The 16,710-nt window shown below is 58.6% G+C and carries 17 protein-coding genes; 8 read left to right on the top strand and 9 right to left on the bottom strand.

The genetic code is table 11. The features are described from left to right. Positions 1-287: 287 nt before the first annotated feature. The gene (gene rpsT / locus INR77_RS15805) at positions 288-548 is read right to left on the bottom strand and encodes a 30S ribosomal protein S20 (protein ID WP_223071933.1); all 261 of its coding nucleotides are present in this window, start codon (positions 546-548) and stop codon (positions 288-290) included. 214 nt (positions 549-762) lie between these two features. Beyond that, positions 763-1,578: a bifunctional DNA-formamidopyrimidine glycosylase/DNA-(apurinic or apyrimidinic site) lyase gene (gene mutM, locus INR77_RS15800; protein ID WP_223071932.1), complete on the bottom strand. Its 816-nt coding sequence runs from the start codon at positions 1,576-1,578 to the stop codon at positions 763-765. Positions 1,579-1,789: 211 nt separating this feature from the next. Here mutM and INR77_RS15795 point away from each other — a divergent pair, with 211 nt between their 5' ends. Both INR77_RS15795 and ubiB read left to right on the top strand, forming a co-directional pair. After that, positions 1,790-2,545, top strand: a complete 756-nt coding sequence (locus INR77_RS15795) for a class I SAM-dependent methyltransferase (protein ID WP_223071931.1) — start codon at positions 1,790-1,792, stop codon at positions 2,543-2,545. A 23-nt stretch (positions 2,546-2,568) separates the two neighbouring features. Then, positions 2,569-4,140 carry a 2-polyprenylphenol 6-hydroxylase gene (gene ubiB, locus INR77_RS15790; protein ID WP_223071930.1) on the top strand — a complete coding sequence of 524 codons (1,572 nt, stop codon included), beginning with the start codon at positions 2,569-2,571 and terminating at the stop codon, positions 4,138-4,140. Positions 4,141-4,149: 9 nt separating this feature from the next. Here the strand turns inward: ubiB and INR77_RS15785 are convergent, their stop codons facing one another. After that, entirely contained in the window at positions 4,150-4,530 is a 381-nt protein-coding gene (locus INR77_RS15785) for a hypothetical protein (protein ID WP_223071929.1), read from the bottom strand. A gap of 196 nt (positions 4,531-4,726) precedes the next feature. Here INR77_RS15785 and INR77_RS15780 point away from each other — a divergent pair, with 196 nt between their 5' ends. Together INR77_RS15780 and dut are read left to right on the top strand one after the other, a co-directional pair. Next, the gene (locus INR77_RS15780; protein WP_223071928.1) at positions 4,727-6,478 is read left to right on the top strand and encodes a phosphopantothenate--cysteine ligase family flavoprotein; all 1,752 of its coding nucleotides are present in this window, start codon (positions 4,727-4,729) and stop codon (positions 6,476-6,478) included. A gap of 8 nt (positions 6,479-6,486) precedes the next feature. Further along, a complete protein-coding gene (gene dut, locus INR77_RS15775) occupies positions 6,487-6,945 on the top strand; it encodes a dUTP diphosphatase (protein ID WP_223071927.1) in 459 nt (152 codons plus the stop codon). Positions 6,946-6,951: 6 nt separating this feature from the next. Here the strand turns inward: dut and INR77_RS15770 are convergent, their stop codons facing one another. The 5 genes from INR77_RS15770 to secB form a co-directional block, all read right to left on the bottom strand. Continuing rightward, positions 6,952-7,926, bottom strand: a complete 975-nt coding sequence (locus tag INR77_RS15770) for a TonB family protein (RefSeq protein WP_223071926.1) — start codon at positions 7,924-7,926, stop codon at positions 6,952-6,954. A gap of 115 nt (positions 7,927-8,041) precedes the next feature. After that, positions 8,042-8,749, bottom strand: coding sequence for a DUF4136 domain-containing protein (locus INR77_RS15765; RefSeq protein ID WP_255573833.1), 708 nt, complete (start codon positions 8,747-8,749; stop codon positions 8,042-8,044). 253 nt (positions 8,750-9,002) lie between these two features. After that, a complete protein-coding gene (gene trpS / locus INR77_RS15760; protein ID WP_223071925.1) occupies positions 9,003-10,022 on the bottom strand; it encodes a tryptophan--tRNA ligase in 1,020 nt (339 codons plus the stop codon). A gap of 3 nt (positions 10,023-10,025) precedes the next feature. Then, positions 10,026-11,609 carry a murein biosynthesis integral membrane protein MurJ gene (gene murJ, locus INR77_RS15755; RefSeq protein WP_223071924.1) on the bottom strand — a complete coding sequence of 528 codons (1,584 nt, stop codon included), beginning with the start codon at positions 11,607-11,609 and terminating at the stop codon, positions 10,026-10,028. A 41-nt stretch (positions 11,610-11,650) separates the two neighbouring features. Further along, positions 11,651-12,187, bottom strand: a complete 537-nt coding sequence (secB, locus tag INR77_RS15750; protein ID WP_223071923.1) for a protein-export chaperone SecB — start codon at positions 12,185-12,187, stop codon at positions 11,651-11,653. A gap of 355 nt (positions 12,188-12,542) precedes the next feature. On the opposite strand from secB, the gene INR77_RS15745 reads away from it, so the two are divergent. From INR77_RS15745 to INR77_RS15735, 3 genes are all read left to right on the top strand, one after another. Then, on the top strand, positions 12,543-13,214 hold the full coding sequence (locus tag INR77_RS15745) for a Tim44/TimA family putative adaptor protein (protein ID WP_223071922.1): 672 nt from the start codon (positions 12,543-12,545) through the stop codon (positions 13,212-13,214). A gap of 113 nt (positions 13,215-13,327) precedes the next feature. Next, on the top strand, positions 13,328-14,524 hold the full coding sequence (locus INR77_RS15740) for a murein transglycosylase A (protein ID WP_223071921.1): 1,197 nt from the start codon (positions 13,328-13,330) through the stop codon (positions 14,522-14,524). A 10-nt stretch (positions 14,525-14,534) separates the two neighbouring features. Beyond that, on the top strand, positions 14,535-15,116 hold the full coding sequence (locus tag INR77_RS15735) for a Smr/MutS family protein (protein ID WP_223071920.1): 582 nt from the start codon (positions 14,535-14,537) through the stop codon (positions 15,114-15,116). 11 nt (positions 15,117-15,127) lie between these two features. Here the strand turns inward: INR77_RS15735 and INR77_RS15730 are convergent, their stop codons facing one another. Then, the gene (locus INR77_RS15730; RefSeq protein ID WP_223071919.1) at positions 15,128-15,679 is read right to left on the bottom strand and encodes a DUF2306 domain-containing protein; all 552 of its coding nucleotides are present in this window, start codon (positions 15,677-15,679) and stop codon (positions 15,128-15,130) included. 174 nt (positions 15,680-15,853) lie between these two features. Between INR77_RS15730 and INR77_RS15725 the strand changes: the two genes are divergently transcribed. Further along, the gene (locus INR77_RS15725; RefSeq protein ID WP_255573832.1) at positions 15,854-16,702 is read left to right on the top strand and encodes a LytTR family DNA-binding domain-containing protein; all 849 of its coding nucleotides are present in this window, start codon (positions 15,854-15,856) and stop codon (positions 16,700-16,702) included. Positions 16,703-16,710 lie beyond the last annotated feature (8 nt).

Raw genomic sequence — 16,710 nt, 5'->3', positions numbered from 1 at the left:
TTTGTGCAAGCGAACTATTGCAACAAAACGGAAATAAATCGGCTTGACTCGCCGCTACCCCGCAGACTTACGTTCAACCGCCTGATTTTTCATGGTTTCCGCAGAATTAACCGCGCGGCAAACTGCGAATCGTAGGGTTTCTGCGGGTTCTTGAGAGGACATCTTTAATTGTGCGGTGCAAAATAAAAGGGCCACATCTTGCGATGCGACCCTTAGTGAATTTGCTGAGCCCAAACTACGTAGAGCTACCCTAAGGGAAACCCCTTAAAGTTGGCCGTGGAGGCGAATCAGAGAGCGGCGACTCGCTTTGACAGGCGCGACATTTTGCGCGCGACCGTGTTCTTGTGCATCACGCCGCGCGCAACACCGCGAGCCAGTTCCGGCTGAGCAGCTTTAAGAGCTGCGGCTGCTTCGTCTTTATTGCCAGCTTCAAGAGCAGTTTCGACTTTCTTGACGAAGCTGCGGATGCGGCTCATGCGCGCCGTGTTGATTTCAGCGCGGCGATTGTTGCGACGGATGCGCTTACGGGCTTGAGGCGTGTTTGCCATAATTTTGTCTGTCTCGCGTCTTATGAGGGCTACCCTTAACAGGCGGCCGAAAATCTGGATCTAAAATGCTTTGGATATACAAAGCGCGGCGATTCTTCGCCGGGAAAGCGGCGCACCTAGTGCGAATTGCCGCGAATGGCAAGTGTTTTGGGAACGCCTATCGTATCGGTGCGCAATTCCCACCCCCGGCACTGGGCACACCGCCTTAGGCCAGCTACTTCTGGCAGACCGGGCAATACCACGTGCTGCGCCCGCCCTGAACGATCCGCTTGATAGTGCCGCCGTCCGCCTTGTGGCACACCTCCCCCTCGCGGCCATAGACATCAAAACGCGTCGCGAAATAGCCAAGCTCGCCGTCCGGGGCGGCATAGTCTCTCAAAGTAGAGCCCCCGTCGCGGATCGAGGCGGTGAGCACGTCCTTGATTGCGGGAACGAGCCGTTCCAGCTGGGGCCGCGTCACCTTGCCGCCCTGTTTGGTTGGCCGAATGCCAGAACGCCACAAGGCTTCGCACACATAGATATTGCCAAGCCCTGCCACTATCCTTTGATCAAGCAGGCACAGCTTTATGCTTTGGGTTTTTCCCTTAAGGGCGGCCTTTAAATAGGCGGGCGTTAGCTCTGGTCCCAAAGGCTCCGGTCCCAGAGCGGCAAACGGGCCCCATTGATCGAGCGCATGGCTCGCCACCATATCAACAGAACCGAATCGCCTAGGGTCGCACAAGGCAAAGCGGTTGTGCGCGGTTTCCAACACCATATGGTCATGCTTGTCGGGTTCCTCTGGATCAATCCGCCAGCGCCCGCTCATACCAAGATGGAAGATCACCGACTGCTCGCGGTCGAGATGGAAAAGGCCGTATTTCGCCCTGCGCGAGAGGCTGGTGATGGTTGCGCCGGTCATCACCTGCACCAAATCCTCGGGGAAAGGACGGCGCAAATCGGGACGGTTGAGCACCACCCGCTCAATCCGCGCGCCATCAAGGAACTTTGCAAGTCCTCTGACAGTTGTTTCGACTTCAGGTAATTCAGGCATTGTTTGTTTGGGCTCGCTAACGCTCGCGCCGAGCCACCCACGCCCTTCCACCCTTCCACCCGGATCGTACTCCGGAGTGATAATCCGGGTGGAAGGGTGGAAGGGCGTGGGTGGCTCGGCCCAAGGTCAGTCCGGATGGGCTGACCGCACGCATGAAAGACGTCCCTAATCACCCTTTGCGTGCCCCGCAATTCCCTCTAAGGCTCCCGGTATGAGTGAAAGCACATCTGAAACCGTCTCGTTCGGCTATGAAAATGTAACCCCAGAGGAAAAGACCCGCCGTGTGGGGCAGGTTTTCTCGTCCGTCGCCAAGAAATACGACATCATGAACGATGCGATGAGTTTCGGGATGCACCGCGGCTGGAAGGATCGTTTTGTCAAACGCGTGAAGCCGCAAGCGGGCGAAAACATCCTCGACATGGCAGGCGGCACGGGCGACATTGCCTTTCGCATGGCCGATCGCGGCGCGAATGTGACGGTTGCCGATATCAATCAGGAAATGCTCGACGTAGGCGCAGAGCGCGCGATGGAGCGCAGCGAGGCTCCGGGCGCAGGCAGCTTGGTTTTCTCTCGACAAAATGCAGAAGAGGTTACTTTCCCGGCGAACACATTTGACGCCTACACCATTGTCTTTGGCATCCGGAACGTGACCCATAAGGACAAGGCCTTGAAGGAAGCGCTGCGCGTTCTTCGCCCCGGTGGCCGCTTTTACTGTATGGAGTTTTCGGTCACTGACTGGTCGGGCTTCCGCGAAATCTACGACTTTTATTCGATGAATATCATGCCGCGCATGGGGCAGGTGATTGCAGGCGATACAGAGAGCTATCGCTATCTGGCGGAAAGTATCCGCAAATTCCCCCGCGCGCCTGAATTCGAGGCGATGATCCGCGAGGCGGGCTTTGTGAACACCAAGGCCGAGATCATTCTGGGCGGCGCGGTTGCCATCCATTCGGGGTGGAAGGTCTAAGTTCAAGTGAACCGCCCAGCCCAATGACCAAACCAGCAACGCACCTTTTCCGTCTTGCAAGATGGGGCATCACCCTTGCGCGCCGCCGTGCGCTTGTCGGGATTGAGGAAGACCCTAACGCGCCAGCGCCAGTCAAGACTTTGGCAAAGATCGCGCGACTTGCGACGTTCACCTCCAAAAAGGGGGAGCGTGATTACGCTGGCGCTTTCCGCGCAATTGGCCCTGCGGCGATCAAATTGGGGCAATCGCTCGCGACCCGTCCCGATCTCGTGGGCGAAGAGGCCGCGCACAATCTTTTGCAGCTTCAGGACAATCTGCCGCCGGTCGATTTTGCGCTTATCCGCGAATCGATTGAAAGCTCCTTTGGCCAGCCTTTGGAAGCGCTGTTTTCCGAGATTGATCCAGACCCGGTGGGCGCTGCATCAATTGCTCAGGTGCATAAAGGTGTGACCACTGACGGGCGAAAGGTCGCGATCAAAGTCCTTCGCCCCGGTATCCGTGAGAAATTTGCCAAGGACATTCAAACCTATGAATGGGCCGCAGCTCACGTAGAGGCGATGGGAGGCGAGGCACAGCGCCTTCGCCCGCGTTTGACGATTGCCAATTTCAAACGGTGGACCAATTCTGAACTCGACCTGCGCCGTGAAGCGGCCTCAGCATCGGAACTGGCTGAGGATATGCGCGGGGTTGATGGCTATCGCATCCCGGCGATTGACTGGGACCGGACCAATGGGCGGGTGATGACGGTTGAATGGGTTGACGGGATCAAAATCTCGCGCCGTGATGAATTGATCGCTGCTGGCCATGATCTCGAACAATTGTCCCAGCGTCTCGTGATCAGCTTCCTGACCCAAGCGATCAGCGCTGGTTTCTTCCACGCCGATATGCACCAAGGGAACCTGTTCGTGCAGGACGATGGCACCATCGTTGCGATTGATTTTGGCATTATGGGCCGGATCGACCGGCGCGCGCGGCAATGGCTCGCTGAAATTCTCTACGGCCTGACCACTGGCAATTACAAACGCGTCGCGGAAATTCATTTCGAGGCGCAATATGTGCCAAGCTATCATTCGGTAGGCGAGTTTGCGACCGCCCTTCGCGCAGTGGGCGAACCCATGCGTGGCAAGCCTGTAAAAGAGCTCTCAGTTGGTCAGATGCTCGATGGCCTGTTCGCGATCACCCGTGATTTCGATATGCAGACCCAGCCGCACCTTTTGCTCTTGCAGAAAACCATGGTGATGGTCGAAGGCATCGCAACACAGCTTAATCCCGACATCAATATGTGGGATACCGCCGCGCCTTATGTGCGTTCGTGGATCCGCGATGAGCTGGGACCGGAGGCGGCAGTGGCAGAGCGCCTGAAAGAGGACGCGCAAACCTTCCTTCGTCTGCCCGACCTTATCCGCCGTATCGAAGACCGCTTCCCACCCAAAGGCGGCGCGCCCGAAGCGCCTCCCTTGCCAGAGGTCAAGCTCATGGGACGTATCGGCGACAAGGACGCATCCAGACAGAGCGGCGGCTGGCTCGGCTATTTCGTCGCAGGGCTGGTTGGTGCTGGCGCTGTTTGGGGCGCAAGCGTGGCCGGGCTCATTTAGCCCGCGCGCTCAATCCCTCGCCGGCAGGATTCTTGCCGCAATCAGGCCGAGCGTGCCCACTATTCCTTCAAACACCATAGGCGTCTCGAACCCGTCAAAGGTGCCATATTCAAACAGCGAGATTACCCGCACGAGCAGCACCACAAGCATCAGCGCGCCGCCAATGATCAAAGGATCGCGCCTTTCACCCCATGCGCCCCAAAGCAAACACGCCCCGCTAACCGTGAAGAACGAAGTCATATCGCCGCGCACCGAGGTAAGGCCATGCGCGCCTTCGACGGCGAGCCCGAAGTCCGCGCCTGAGGCCACCGGATCGGTGAGAAAGCCAAAGCCTATAAAGACCAGCAAAAGCCCACCGAAACTCAAAATCACTTTGAGTGCCAATTTCATGTCGTAAATCCCCTCTCAGCGCCCCTTGCACCCATTGTTTTCTCGCTTGATCGCAGTTTTGTCGCTTAATCGCAGGGGGCAAGGACATAAGTGCAATCTTAATCATCGCAGCGCAAGGCTGGCCCGCAGAGTTGGGCCGCAGAGTTGGCCCGGATACTTGACCCGGATACTTGGCTATCAGCACTGAGGTGGTTAGATGGGTGTAGAAAACCTACATTTTGAGGACGATGGACAAGCTGTGAGCGTCAAGGAACCCAAGATTCTCCTCGTGGTGGGCGGCGGTATTGCGGCTTACAAATCGCTTGAGCTGGTGCGCCTCATCCGCAAGGGCGGGGGATCGGTCACTCCGGTTGTGACCAAAGGCGGGCAGCAGTTCGTAACGCCCATGTCACTTGCGGCCCTGTCCGAATCCCAAGTTTACACCTCGCTCTTCGACCTCAAGAATGAGGTGGAGATGGGCCACATCGAACTGTCGCGCGAGGCAGATCTTGTGGTCGTTTGCCCGGCGACGGCTGACCTCATGGCGAAGATGGCGGCAGGGGTTGCCGATGACCTTGCGACCACATTGCTGCTGGCCACGAACAAGCCCGTCTTGGCGGTGCCTGCGATGAACGTGAAGATGTGGGAGCACGCCTCCACCGTGCGCAATGTTGCGACATTGCGCGACAATGGCGTTCATGTGCTCCACCCCGACGAAGGGATGATGGCGTGCGGTGAATTTGGCTATGGCCGCCTGCCCGAGCCCCCTGCAATCTGGCGCGCGATTGCTGAGCACTTTGGGATTGAGGTCGAGGAAGAGGCGCCTGCGCCCGCGACGACGCTGCCGCCTGCCGAAGTCGAAGCGCTTGAGCCTGAGGATGAAAGCGAAGCAGCATCGTCTGGTGGGCTCAGCGGATTGCTTTCACGCATTATCCCGCGCTCTACTGAAAAACGCAGTGCCGAAGAGATTGAGGCGGAACTCCACGCTCTTGGCGAAGCCGAGGTGCCAGAAGAGTTTCTGCAAGAACTTCCCGAAGAAGAGATCGAGTTTGATCCAAACCTCGCAGGCTCCCCGCTTGCGAAGAAGGGGGCAGGCAAGGCCGCGCCTCCGGTCGATCAGGATGCGATCAATCACGAGGTTGATGAGCGCCGCCTTGCGCCTGACGCCGCAGAAGAGGGCCTTTCCGACAAGGCATCCGACCTTGTCGAAGCGCGCGAGGATACCAAAGTCACAGCGAAGGCTGCTGCACCCGCATCAATGGAAGCGATTGCCGCGGATGAAGAAGAGATCGCCGGGATCGTTGCGGACGCAGCGCATCAACCGCTCGCGGGTCGCCATGTGCTTGTCACTGCCGGTCCGACGTGGGAATCGATTGATCCGGTGCGCTACATCGCCAATCGCTCAAGCGGAAAGCAAGGCTTTGCCATTGCTGCTGCCGCCGCTGCTTTGGGCGCAAATGTCACTCTGGTGGCGGGCCCTGTGTTCCTCAAAACGCCTGCCGGGGTAAAGCGGATTGATGTTGAAAGCGCGGAGGAAATGTCATCTGCGGTCAAACGTGCACTTCCCGCAGATGTCGCCGTAATGGTGGCCGCGGTCGCCGATTGGCGGCCTAAGGAATATCGCGACGAAAAGATCAAGAAGCGCGGCTCTGCCCCGCCTGCTTTGATGCTGACCGAAAACCCGGACATCTTGACCAATGTTGCGGCTGGCACCAACCGCCCGGCATTGGTCGTGGGTTTTGCTGCTGAAACCGATGCGGTGATCGACCACGCCAAGCAAAAGCGCAAACGCAAGGCCGCCGACTGGATTGTCGCCAATGACGTATCAGGCGATGTGATGGGCGGAGATAACAACGCCGTGCACATCATCACGAGCGAGGGCGTGGAAAGCCTCGATCAAATGCCCAAGGGCGAGGTTGCAATGGCGCTGGTGAACCGTATGGCTGATGCTTTGGCAGCAAAGGGCTGATACTCGCCGTGACCAATAAAGTGCAAATCAAAGTGAAGCGCCTGCCAACGGGCGTCGACCTTCCCCTGCCGGCTTATGCGACCGATGGCGCTGCGGGCATGGATGTGGTGGCATCCGAAGATATGTCGATTGCGCCAGGGGACCGTAAAGCAGTGCCGACCGGGCTCAGCGTGGCGATCCCCGAAGGCTATGAGATACAGGTTCGCCCGCGCTCTGGCCTTGCGTTCAAGCACGGCGTAACTGTGCCCAATACGCCAGGCACAATCGACAGCGATTATCGCGGCGAGCTTAAAGTGCTCATGATCAATCATGGAACCCACGAGTTTAAGATCGAGCGCGGCGACCGCGTGGCGCAACTTATCGTAGCCCCTGTCACGCAAGGCGTCTGGGAAGAAGTTGACGAGCTCGACGACACGACCCGCGGCGATGGCGGCTTTGGCTCAACCGGCGGTCATAAAGAGCTTTAGCCGGGCCTAATCCCCGGCAAATTTGACGGTAGAGGTGTAGCGTGCCTTGACCGCTTGGCCGGTGGCCGTGCGCGCCGGCTCGAAGCGGGCGCGCTCTTCGAGCAATTTGCACGCACGACGGTCCAATTTGCGCGAACCCGTGCTGTCTTCGACATCGCAATCTTCCGCGCGCCCGTTTTCGTTGACGAGAAGGGTATAGCGCAGCACGCCTTGACCGGGGGCAAAACCGCGCGAGGGCCATGGGAGCCGGTCATCCGCCCTGATCCAGTCGGATGAATTGATCGGGCGCGCATCAGTCGCTGGCCGGAGCGGCGGGGCAACACCGCCGGGCCGCCCGCGCACGTTTCCAGCCGAACCGGAACGTGGTTCGGGCCGTGATGGGCCAGCGATCATCCTGCCACGCCGTGATGGCGCTGCTTCGGGCAATTCGCGGTACTGCGCATACGCTTCGCGCTGATACCACGGGATATACCGCCATTGCTCGGCGCATTGTTCAAGGAGGCGATAGCCTGCCGAACTGGTGGTTAAGTCAATGCGCGCAATTGGTTGCCCGCCCTGGCTGACGCTCAGCACTCTGGCTGCGCGAAAGCCAGCGACAACATCGCGCGAGCTCGCGCCAAGGGAAAAACCGCCGCCAGAGCCAAACCCGGCAAAGCGTGCCTCATCAAACGCCCATTCGACATTGCCGATCATGCCCCCGAAATATCGACCTGAACGCGGCTCAAGCGAGAGAGTGGCACCTTGGCCATCCTTCATCTGATAGCGCAGGATATGTGGTCCGCCATCGTTAAGCCGAAGCTCGCAACTGCGCTGCGCCTCGTTCTGCAAGATGACCCACCTGCCAAGATCAACGAAAACCTCTGTGCTTCGCTGCGCGTCAACTTGCGCGCCTCTTTGCAAAGCGCTCGCCGGACTGGATGCGCCAATCACCGCCACCATGCTTGCGGTGCAAACAGTAAGAGCGAGACGAAGGCTGTTCATGAAACTTTGAACCGGGTTTGATATGCGAGATCAGGGGGCGTTGAATCAAAAAGGCGGCGCTGATCCCTTCCGCCGCCTTTCCGTCCCGTCCACGGGTAGGTATCAAGAACGCTCATCACTTGGCTGGTTTTACGCTTTTCCCATCGTCGCGAATAGTGATGCGCAGGACTTCTCCAGAGTTGCCGGGGAAGTCGGTGAAGATTGCATCGACCAGATTGGGGACAAGATGCTGCAAGCGGTTGGAGCGCGAGGCAGCCTGCGCTTGGCCTTCGAACAGTCGTTCGCCGGTGACGGCGTTGTCGATCTTAAGATCAATGTCGCTTACGTACACGGTGTAGCTGCGCACTTCTGGTCCGGCGAGCCATGGATCGTAAAAGCCAAAGGCATAGCCGCGATTAAAGCCGAAGCCACCAAAGCGGCCCCACGGGCCAAAGTGGCCAAAGCCGGTGTTGGTGGTGCGCACACGTTCGCGCCCATTGTCGACGCCATAGTCGAACCGCACGAGCATGGTTGCCGCCTCTGGCTCAGCCTCAACATAGCCAAGCTTGGCCATTTCTTCAGCGACGAGGTCAGCGTAGAGCGAAAATTCAAGGCCCCCAGCGAGCGCCGGATCATCGGCGACAACCGCGAATGTTTGCCCTTGTGGCGCAGGAAGCTCGGCCTGAAAGCGCGAAACATCGGCCTTGAACGTATTGGTCGAACACGCCGCAAGGCCAAGCGCGAGAGCGCCTGCGAGGCCAAGTTTGGCAGCAGGACGCAAAAGCCGGGTCGCGAACGATGATCGCGTGTTTGTGGTGCCAGAGGTCATATCAGAATGGATCATGCCATATCCTTCACAAAATCGCCAGTGGGAAGGGCGCATTCACCCATGGCCCAACGGCTATCAGTCCATAAAATGCTGATCTCTTGCTTTGCCCTCGCGCTTTCGCTCAGATGCACTCTGAACGATGGAACCCCTTATCTCGCAGGTCAGCTGTTTACGCGCACGAAAATAGCGATGCGGGCTGAACCGGATTTGAACGTGAACTCTTGAAGGTGGGCTGGATTAGGCGCGTACGCCGAGTTAGCCGCGCACCTTATCCCCGCACAAGGCCCAACGCCTTGTAGGTTGCGTTCAATGTCGGGATGCCACGCTCGCGCGCTTGCGCTGCGCCGCGCGCAAGAATGGCATCGAGCGCCTCCTGATCGTCTTTTAATTCCATGAAGCGCGCATTGATGGGGCGAAGCGTCTCCACCAACACTTCGCCCAGCGCCGGTTTGAACGCGCCGAACCCTTGCCCGCCGTGCTCGCTCAACACTTCAGCCGAAGTTTTGCCGGCCAGCGCTGCGTAAATGCCCACAAGGTTCTTCGCTTCGGGGCGATCCTCAAGCCCTGCCTCTTCCGATGGCAGGGGCTCTGGATCGGTCTTCGCCTTTTTCACCTTTTTCATCACCGTGTCAGGATCATCGGTGAGTGAAATACGGCTCATATCGGACGGGTCGGACTTGCTCATCTTGGCTGTGCCATCGCGCAAGGACATAATGCGTGCAGCCGCTGGCGGGATATAGGGTTCTGGCAGAGTGAAGAGCGGCGCGTCTTCGGGGCAGAAATCATTGTTGAATTTCTGCGCGATGTCGCGGGCCAATTCCAGATGCTGTTTCTGATCCTCACCCACGGGGACGTGTGTTGCCTGATAAAGAAGCACGTCGGCGGCTTGCAGCACGGGGTAAGTGAAGAGCGCGATGGATTGCCCCTCGCGGTTCTTACCCGCCTTGTCCTTCCACTGCGTCATGCGGTTGAGCCACCCCATGCGCGCTGTGCCATTGAGGAGCCATTGGAGCTCTGCGTGCGCTGGCACCTGGGCTTGGTTGAAAAGCACGGTCTTCGCCGGGTCTACCCCGCACGCAACCAATGTCGCGACCATCTCGCGGGTGTTTTGCGTCAACTCTGCCGGATCATGCGGCATCGAAAGCGCGTGAAGGTCGGCAAGGAAGATAAAACACTCCCCGCCCGCTGCCTGCGCCTCGTCCTGCAATTTCACATAATTGACGATGGCGCCCAGATAATTGCCAAGGTGCGGTTTTCCGGTGGGTTGAATGCCAGAGACGACACGCATGGTTTAGATGGCCTTCTTTTTCGTAAGTGCGGTGATGCGCGCCCTATCAATCGCGCCAAGGGCAAATGCAAGGCCGAAGTAAACGATCCCAGCAGCGCCAACCAACACGCCAAGCGCGGCTAACCGCGCAAAGACCCCGGCGGAATACCAATCGGTGAGTACGCCGTTCGCATAATAAAGCGCAGCGCCCATTGCAGCTGCGGCGATGGCTTGTCTGGCGATGCGCAGCAACAGAACGCCGGGAATGCGATAATGCCCCCGGTTTGCAAGGACGATCAGCAGGAAGCCGACATTGATCCACGCACCAACGACGCTGGCAAAGGCAACGCCTATCACTCCGTAATCATCAAGGAAGAGCAGGGTCGCTGCGATAAACACAGCCAGCGATATGAACGCTGCGACCACGGGCGTGCGCGTATCGGCGCGGGCGTAGAAATTGGGCACCAGCACTTTCACAAGCACATAAGCAGGAAGCCCCAGAACGAGCGTCGCCAGCACATTGCCTGTCACCGCAGCATCGGCCAGATCAAAGCGTCCGCCTGCAAAGATCATGGTGACGAAAGCTTCGGCGCAGATCGCCAGCGCCACAGCGGCAGGTATGGTGAGCAGCATGGCAAGCTCAATCGCGTCGGACTGGATGCGGTCCGCGCCTTCCTTGTTGTCGCCTCCCACAAACTTTGAGAGCGTCGGCAGGATTGCGGTCGAAAGCGCGATACCGATAATGCCAAGCGGCAATTGGTTGAGGCGGTCGGCGTAGTTCATATAGCTGACCGATCCATCCTCAAGCTGGTTGAGGAAATAGAGCTGTACCAGAGTGTTGATCTGATAGGCGCCGCCCCCAATCGCTGCGGGCAGGGCGATGATCGACAGGCGCTTCACCTCAGGCGTGATGCGCGGCCACAAAAGCTTTGGCCGGAACCCCTCAACCCGTGTCCAATAATAGAGCCATGCGAGCTGCATCACCCCTGCGCCTGTCACCGCCCATGCAATGCCGTAAGCGACCTGCTCGACGCTTGCTCCGCTCGTTTGCGCAAACCATTCGCCAGCCAAAAGCGCGGCGATCAAAACGATATTGAGAAGTATCGGAAAGGCGGCGCCGGGCGCAAAGCGCGACACGGAATTGAGCATCCCTGTGAAGAGCGTCACCAAGCTCACCAGGATGATGTAGGGGAACATGATCCGCGCAAAATCGACCGCGAGCGGATAAGTATCGGGATCAATCGGCTTCTCAGAAAGGAGCCAGATAACACCCGGCATCGCAATTTCGAACACGGCGACCAGAGCGATCAGCACGGGCAGAAAGACGCTCAGCACATCGTTGCTGAAGCTTTTTGCTTCCTCCAAACCTTCGTCCGGGTCGTCTTTGCCGTTCAGACGCTTCGAAAACATCGGCACAAAGGCTGCCGAAAACGCGCCTTCTGCGAACAGGCGGCGAAAAACGTTGGGGATGATAAAAGCCTGAAACCACGCATCGGTCACAGCATTTGCGCCAAGAACGCGCGCGAAAATCATCTCGCGCGCCATCCCGGCGATGCGGCTGACCATGGTCAAAGACCCAATGGTGCCGACGTTTTTGAGCAGGCTCATGGGCGCAAAGCTATGCGGTCACCGGCCAGCGAAGCAAGGCCTTACGCGCCAGCGCCCGGTGCCGGCGTCGTCACATTGCCTTCTTGTGCGCGCTTGGCTTGCAATTGCTGGATGTAAAGGCCGTTGAAATCAATTGGCTCAACCATCAGCGGCGGAAAACCTGCATCGCGCACCGCATCTGCGATCACGCGGCGGGCAAACGGGAAGAGAATGCGCGGAGTTTCAGCAAACATGAAAGCGTGCGCCTGATCATCGGGCACATTGCGAATGCCAACAAGGCCGCAATAAGAAAGCTCAATGATGTAAGCGGGGCCTTTCTGAGTCGATGCGGTAATGTTGATCTTAAGCTCAACTTCGCTGACTTCCTCGCCTTTGGCATCAGCGCCGATGTTGAACTGAACGTCTACCTGAGGCTGTTCTGTCCATTGATAGACATCAGGCGCATTGGGGTTTTCGACCGAAAGGTCTTTTACATATTGCGTGATGATCCCGGCAGCGGGCTGCTTATCAGCGTCCCCTGCAGCAGCGTTGTCGAGGTTGGTGAGTACGTCACCTGGATTTGCGCCTTCTTCGGCCATGGTCTTGTGCGTCTTTCGATTGAATGTCTGAACCCTGCCTCAATGAGAGGCGAAAAAATCACGAGCGCGCCTAGCAGGGGCCACGCTGACAGGCAATGGGCTCTAACACGTCAGGCAACCGCCTGGCTTAGTGATGAGATGTGGTATTTTGCAGCCGAAATTGCACTCATCGCAAGGCGACAGGGCGTTGGCGAATTGAATTTTATACCTATGTATGACAAACAAGCTGACCTCTCCGGCGCATCTTGCGCCAATGCGGGTCGTATCTTGTGTTGGCATACACATTCAATTCAGTCACTACTGATAGGGTTGTTTGCAAAGGCCAACGCCAGATTCGGTCAAACAAGGAACTAACGTGATTCTAGAAATCGTCATCCTCGCCATGATCGCCGCCTTTTTGGGGCTGCGCCTCTATTCGGTGCTTGGGCGCCGGGCAGAACACGAAGAGGAATCGATCCCACAGCGTTTCGAGCCGAGCGAAAATGCTCAGCACAAGGCCCCTGCTGCGATGGGTGCAGCGCAGGCATCGCAGCCGCGTCCGGTGGAACTCGAAGGGGTTCAGCCTGCGACAGAGCGCGGCGTTCGCGACATTATGGCAGCAGACCGCTCGTTTGAATTGGGTGCCTTTGTCGAAGGTGCGCGCGGCGCATATGAGATGATCCTCGAAGCATTCTGGAAAGGCGATAAGGACACGCTTCGTGATCTGTGCGATGACGACGTTTACGCAGGGTTTGCTGCGGCTATTGACGAGCGCGAGGCCGAAGGGCTCACGCTCGATAACAAGCTGGTGCGCATCGAAGAAACCCGCGTCCATTCGGCAACGCTTGAGACTGCGAAATTCTCCAAAGTTGCGCGGATTGCGGTTTTGTTTGTGGCAGACATCGCCGCTGTCACCCGCGACAAGGATGGCAATGTTGTTGCAGGAAGCCTCGATGACGCCATTGAAAGCCGCGACATCTGGACCTTTAGCCGGGATGTGTCGTCGCGCGATCCAAACTGGGTTCTCGACGAAACCGATCAGGGCTGAGGGCCTTAACGGTGCGGGGGCTGCGCTCAGGGTTATTGGGTGTCGGCGCGATAAAGCCGGGTGATACAATTTGGCTTACTGGTCCTGACAGGCCGTCTCACAACTCAAATTCCGTGAAAGCTGCGCTGTTTGCGCTTGCATCTGTAGTGCTTCTTTCGGGCTGCTTTCGCCTCGTGCCCGAAGCGAACGCCCCGCGCCCTGCTGTCAGCACTCCGCCCCCTATAATAACGGCGTCGAGCGCGGCTTTTGCAGGCGTTGTGCGCGGCCCTAGTGTCGGTCAATTGGGTATCAGCGCGCGCGATGCCGGCACGGCGTTGGCAGGTTTTATCGAAAGCTGTCCGCAGCTGCTACGGCGCGAAGACAAAAGCGGCCTTTCCTTTGGCGCTGATTGGCGTCCCGCGTGTGAGGCGGCCTATCAATGGCCGATGAGCGACAGCCTTGGCTTTTTCCAAACTTATTTCGAAACCGCTCGCATCGGAGATGGGAAAGCCTTTGCAACCGGCTATTTCGAGCCGGAAATCGCTGGATCGCGTACACCTCGCCCCGGATATGTCCCAGTTTACGCCATGCCGAGCGACCTTAAGCGCGGCTGGCCATCGAGCACTCCGCTATCAGAACGCACCGGGCGCGCGCCATTGGGACGTGAATTGCCCAATGGCGATTTTGTGCCTTACTATGAACGCGCAGAGATCGAAGATGGCGCGCTGGAAGGACGGGTTCCGGTCATCGCTTATGCCGCTGATCCGGTGGAGTTTTTCTTCCTGCAAATCCAGGGGTCGGGCCGCATCCGCACTCCTGAAGGTGAGATTATCCGCATCGGTTATGCGGGGCAAAACGGGCGTGGATACACCGGGATTGGCGGGTTGATGCGCGAGCGTGGCCTGCTTGGCGATGGACCGGGGCAATATTCCGGATCGATGCAAGGGATCATGGCTTATATCCGCGAAAACCCGCGCGAGGGACGCGCGCTCATGCGCGAGAACAAAAGCTGGATTTTCTTTCGCGAGCTAAAGGGCGATGGCCCGCTTGGCGCATTGGGTGTGCCAGTGCGGCGCGAGGCGTCGGTTGCGGCGGACCCTGCATTTGTCCCGCTGGGTGCGCCGGTCTGGCTCGATCTTGACCGCAATGAAGCCGACGGGCTCTGGATTGCGCAGGATACAGGCGGCGCGATCAAGGGCGCGAACCGCTTTGACACCTTTTGGGGTGCTGGCGAAGACGCGCGACGCATTGCAGGCGGCATGAGCGGGCGCGGGACGGCGTTGGTGTTCCTTCCCAAGGGCACCGTTGCGCGGCTGAACTCAGGTCGATGAGTTTGCGTCTATGAGTTATCCGCGCGGCCTTTCAGAGCCTGAGCAGCGCGCCTGGGCCCGCCTCGCATCGAGCGTTACGCCCCTTCCCGGTAAAACGGTGCCGGGGAAGAAGGCGCCTTTGGTGAAGGAAGTGGCGCAATCGCCTGCCGCGCCTGCACCCAAGCCCGCTCCCAAGCCAAAACCTGTTGCCACACGCCCGCTGAAGCGCGCAAATTCCCCGGCACCTGCAAGACGTGCAATGGCCTCAAGTCAGCTCGATGGCAGCTGGAACCGCAAGCTGAAATCAGGTCAGATCACGCCTGACTACACACTCGATCTGCACGACCACAATCTCGACCGGGCTTATGACCGGATCATGTCGGGCCTTGATCAGGCGCGCATGATGGGCGCGCGGGTGGTGTTGGTGGTGGCGGGCAGGGAGCGCCGGGTTGATCCTGCTGATCGGGCGAGTAAACGCGGCGCCATCCGGGCAAAGCTGCTCGATTGGCTGGCGGTTAGCCGCCACGCCGATTCCATCGCGGCAGTCAGGCGCGCCCACATCCGCCATGGCGGAGAGGGCGCGCTTTATCTGGTGTTGAAGCGGTCTGGCTGAACACTGTGGCCTCACCCCATCAGCATCACATTCATCAAACGACCCGGCAGCGCGATTGCGAAGATGCCGGGGATCATCAGCGCGGTTAGAAACAGGCTGACAATCTCGGCCTTGTGGCGTTTGATGTCGCCTTTGCGCGCGCTGCTGACGATGATCCATGAAGCGCGATAGGTTAGCGGTACAAAGATGTGTATCCACGAAAGGGCCATCCCCTCGTGAATGAAGAGGGTGGAGGTTGCGGTCATAACCATCAAGGCAATCCAGAGCTTGCCCAGCGCCTTGTGCATCGCATCGCCTTTGCGCGCGAGCAGCAGATACAAGCCAAGCGGCACGCATGGAATGACGGTTGTGACATGGAACATCACCGCTGCATTAGTGAGATGCGGCAGGTCGCCGGTAAGCCCAAGCAGTGCGCGGACAATCGCAAACACGCAAAGGGCTGTCATGGTCACGCCAGACAAAAGCACAAGCGCCCTTGTTATGGCTCCCAATTGCATCACGCCTGATGGCTGGTTGAGGCGCTGGAAGGCTTGGATCGGGTTTGGAAAAGTTGCAGTGGTCATGGCTTGGTTTCCTTCATGGGTCTGTGTTGAAACCCAAACTGGCCGATGCCCATTCGCCAGCAACACGCATTGCGCATCTGGGAGCGGATGTGCGCGAAATGGCACGAACATCAGGGAATTTTCGCGCCTTGCCACTTTACGAAGCGCGAACGGGCAGGCATTTTGCCGCTCACCATGACGAGCACGTCCGGCAATATGGCACAGCCACAAGAGCTTTCGCGCAAAGCAGCTTTTGTGCGCGGGCTGCTGACTGATCTTGCGGTCATGACTGTGATCGGCCTGTTCCTTGGCGTGTTGGGCCCGTTTGGGACGATCGATCAATCGCTTGGCGTGCGTCTCGTAAGCTGGCTGGCTTTCGCTTATGTCGGCTATGCGTGCTATCGCCCGGTCGAGAAGCTCGTCGATTGGGGTGAGCGCGAGTTGCATTTGCCGCGCATTGGGCTTTGGCTGGCGGGGGTTTTGCTCGCTTCCCTACCGATGACCGTGGCGGTTCTCGCGCTTGGAAATCTGCACGATCCGTTTCGCTGGCCCGGTCTTGATATTGCGCTGACCAGCTATTTCTACGTCCTGATCGTGGGCGGCGCGGTCACCTTTATTTTCAACCTGCTTGGCTTCAGCCAGAAAGGCGCGCACGCAACGTCCATGCCCACGCGGAAAGGGGCAAGTGAGGCGCCCGAACCACGCGCTCCAGACGCCAGTGCCGCAGTGAGGGCGAACCCTCTCCTCGATGCGCTTCCTCCCGCCTTGGGCAGCGATATTATCGCTCTTGAGATGGAGGACCACTATGTGCGCGTCCACACGGCGCTCGGTTCAGAGCTTGTCCTGATGCGGCTGCGCGATGCGATGGTCCATGTGAGCGAGATCGAGGGCCGGCAGGTCCATCGCAGCTGGTGGGTTGCGCGTCTCGCGGTTGAAGATGTGCGGCGCGAAGGGCGCAATGTGCGACTGGTCCTGCCCGGCGGCCTCGAAGCGCCAGTCGCGCGCGCTCAGGTGAGCGAGCTAAAGGGGGCAGGTTGGCTTTAATCCCAATT

The sequence above is a fragment of the Erythrobacter sp. SCSIO 43205 genome (assembly GCF_019904235.1).
GTDB lineage: Bacteria > Pseudomonadota > Alphaproteobacteria > Sphingomonadales > Sphingomonadaceae > Erythrobacter.
This window is presented reverse-complemented; position numbering and strand designations above follow the sequence as displayed.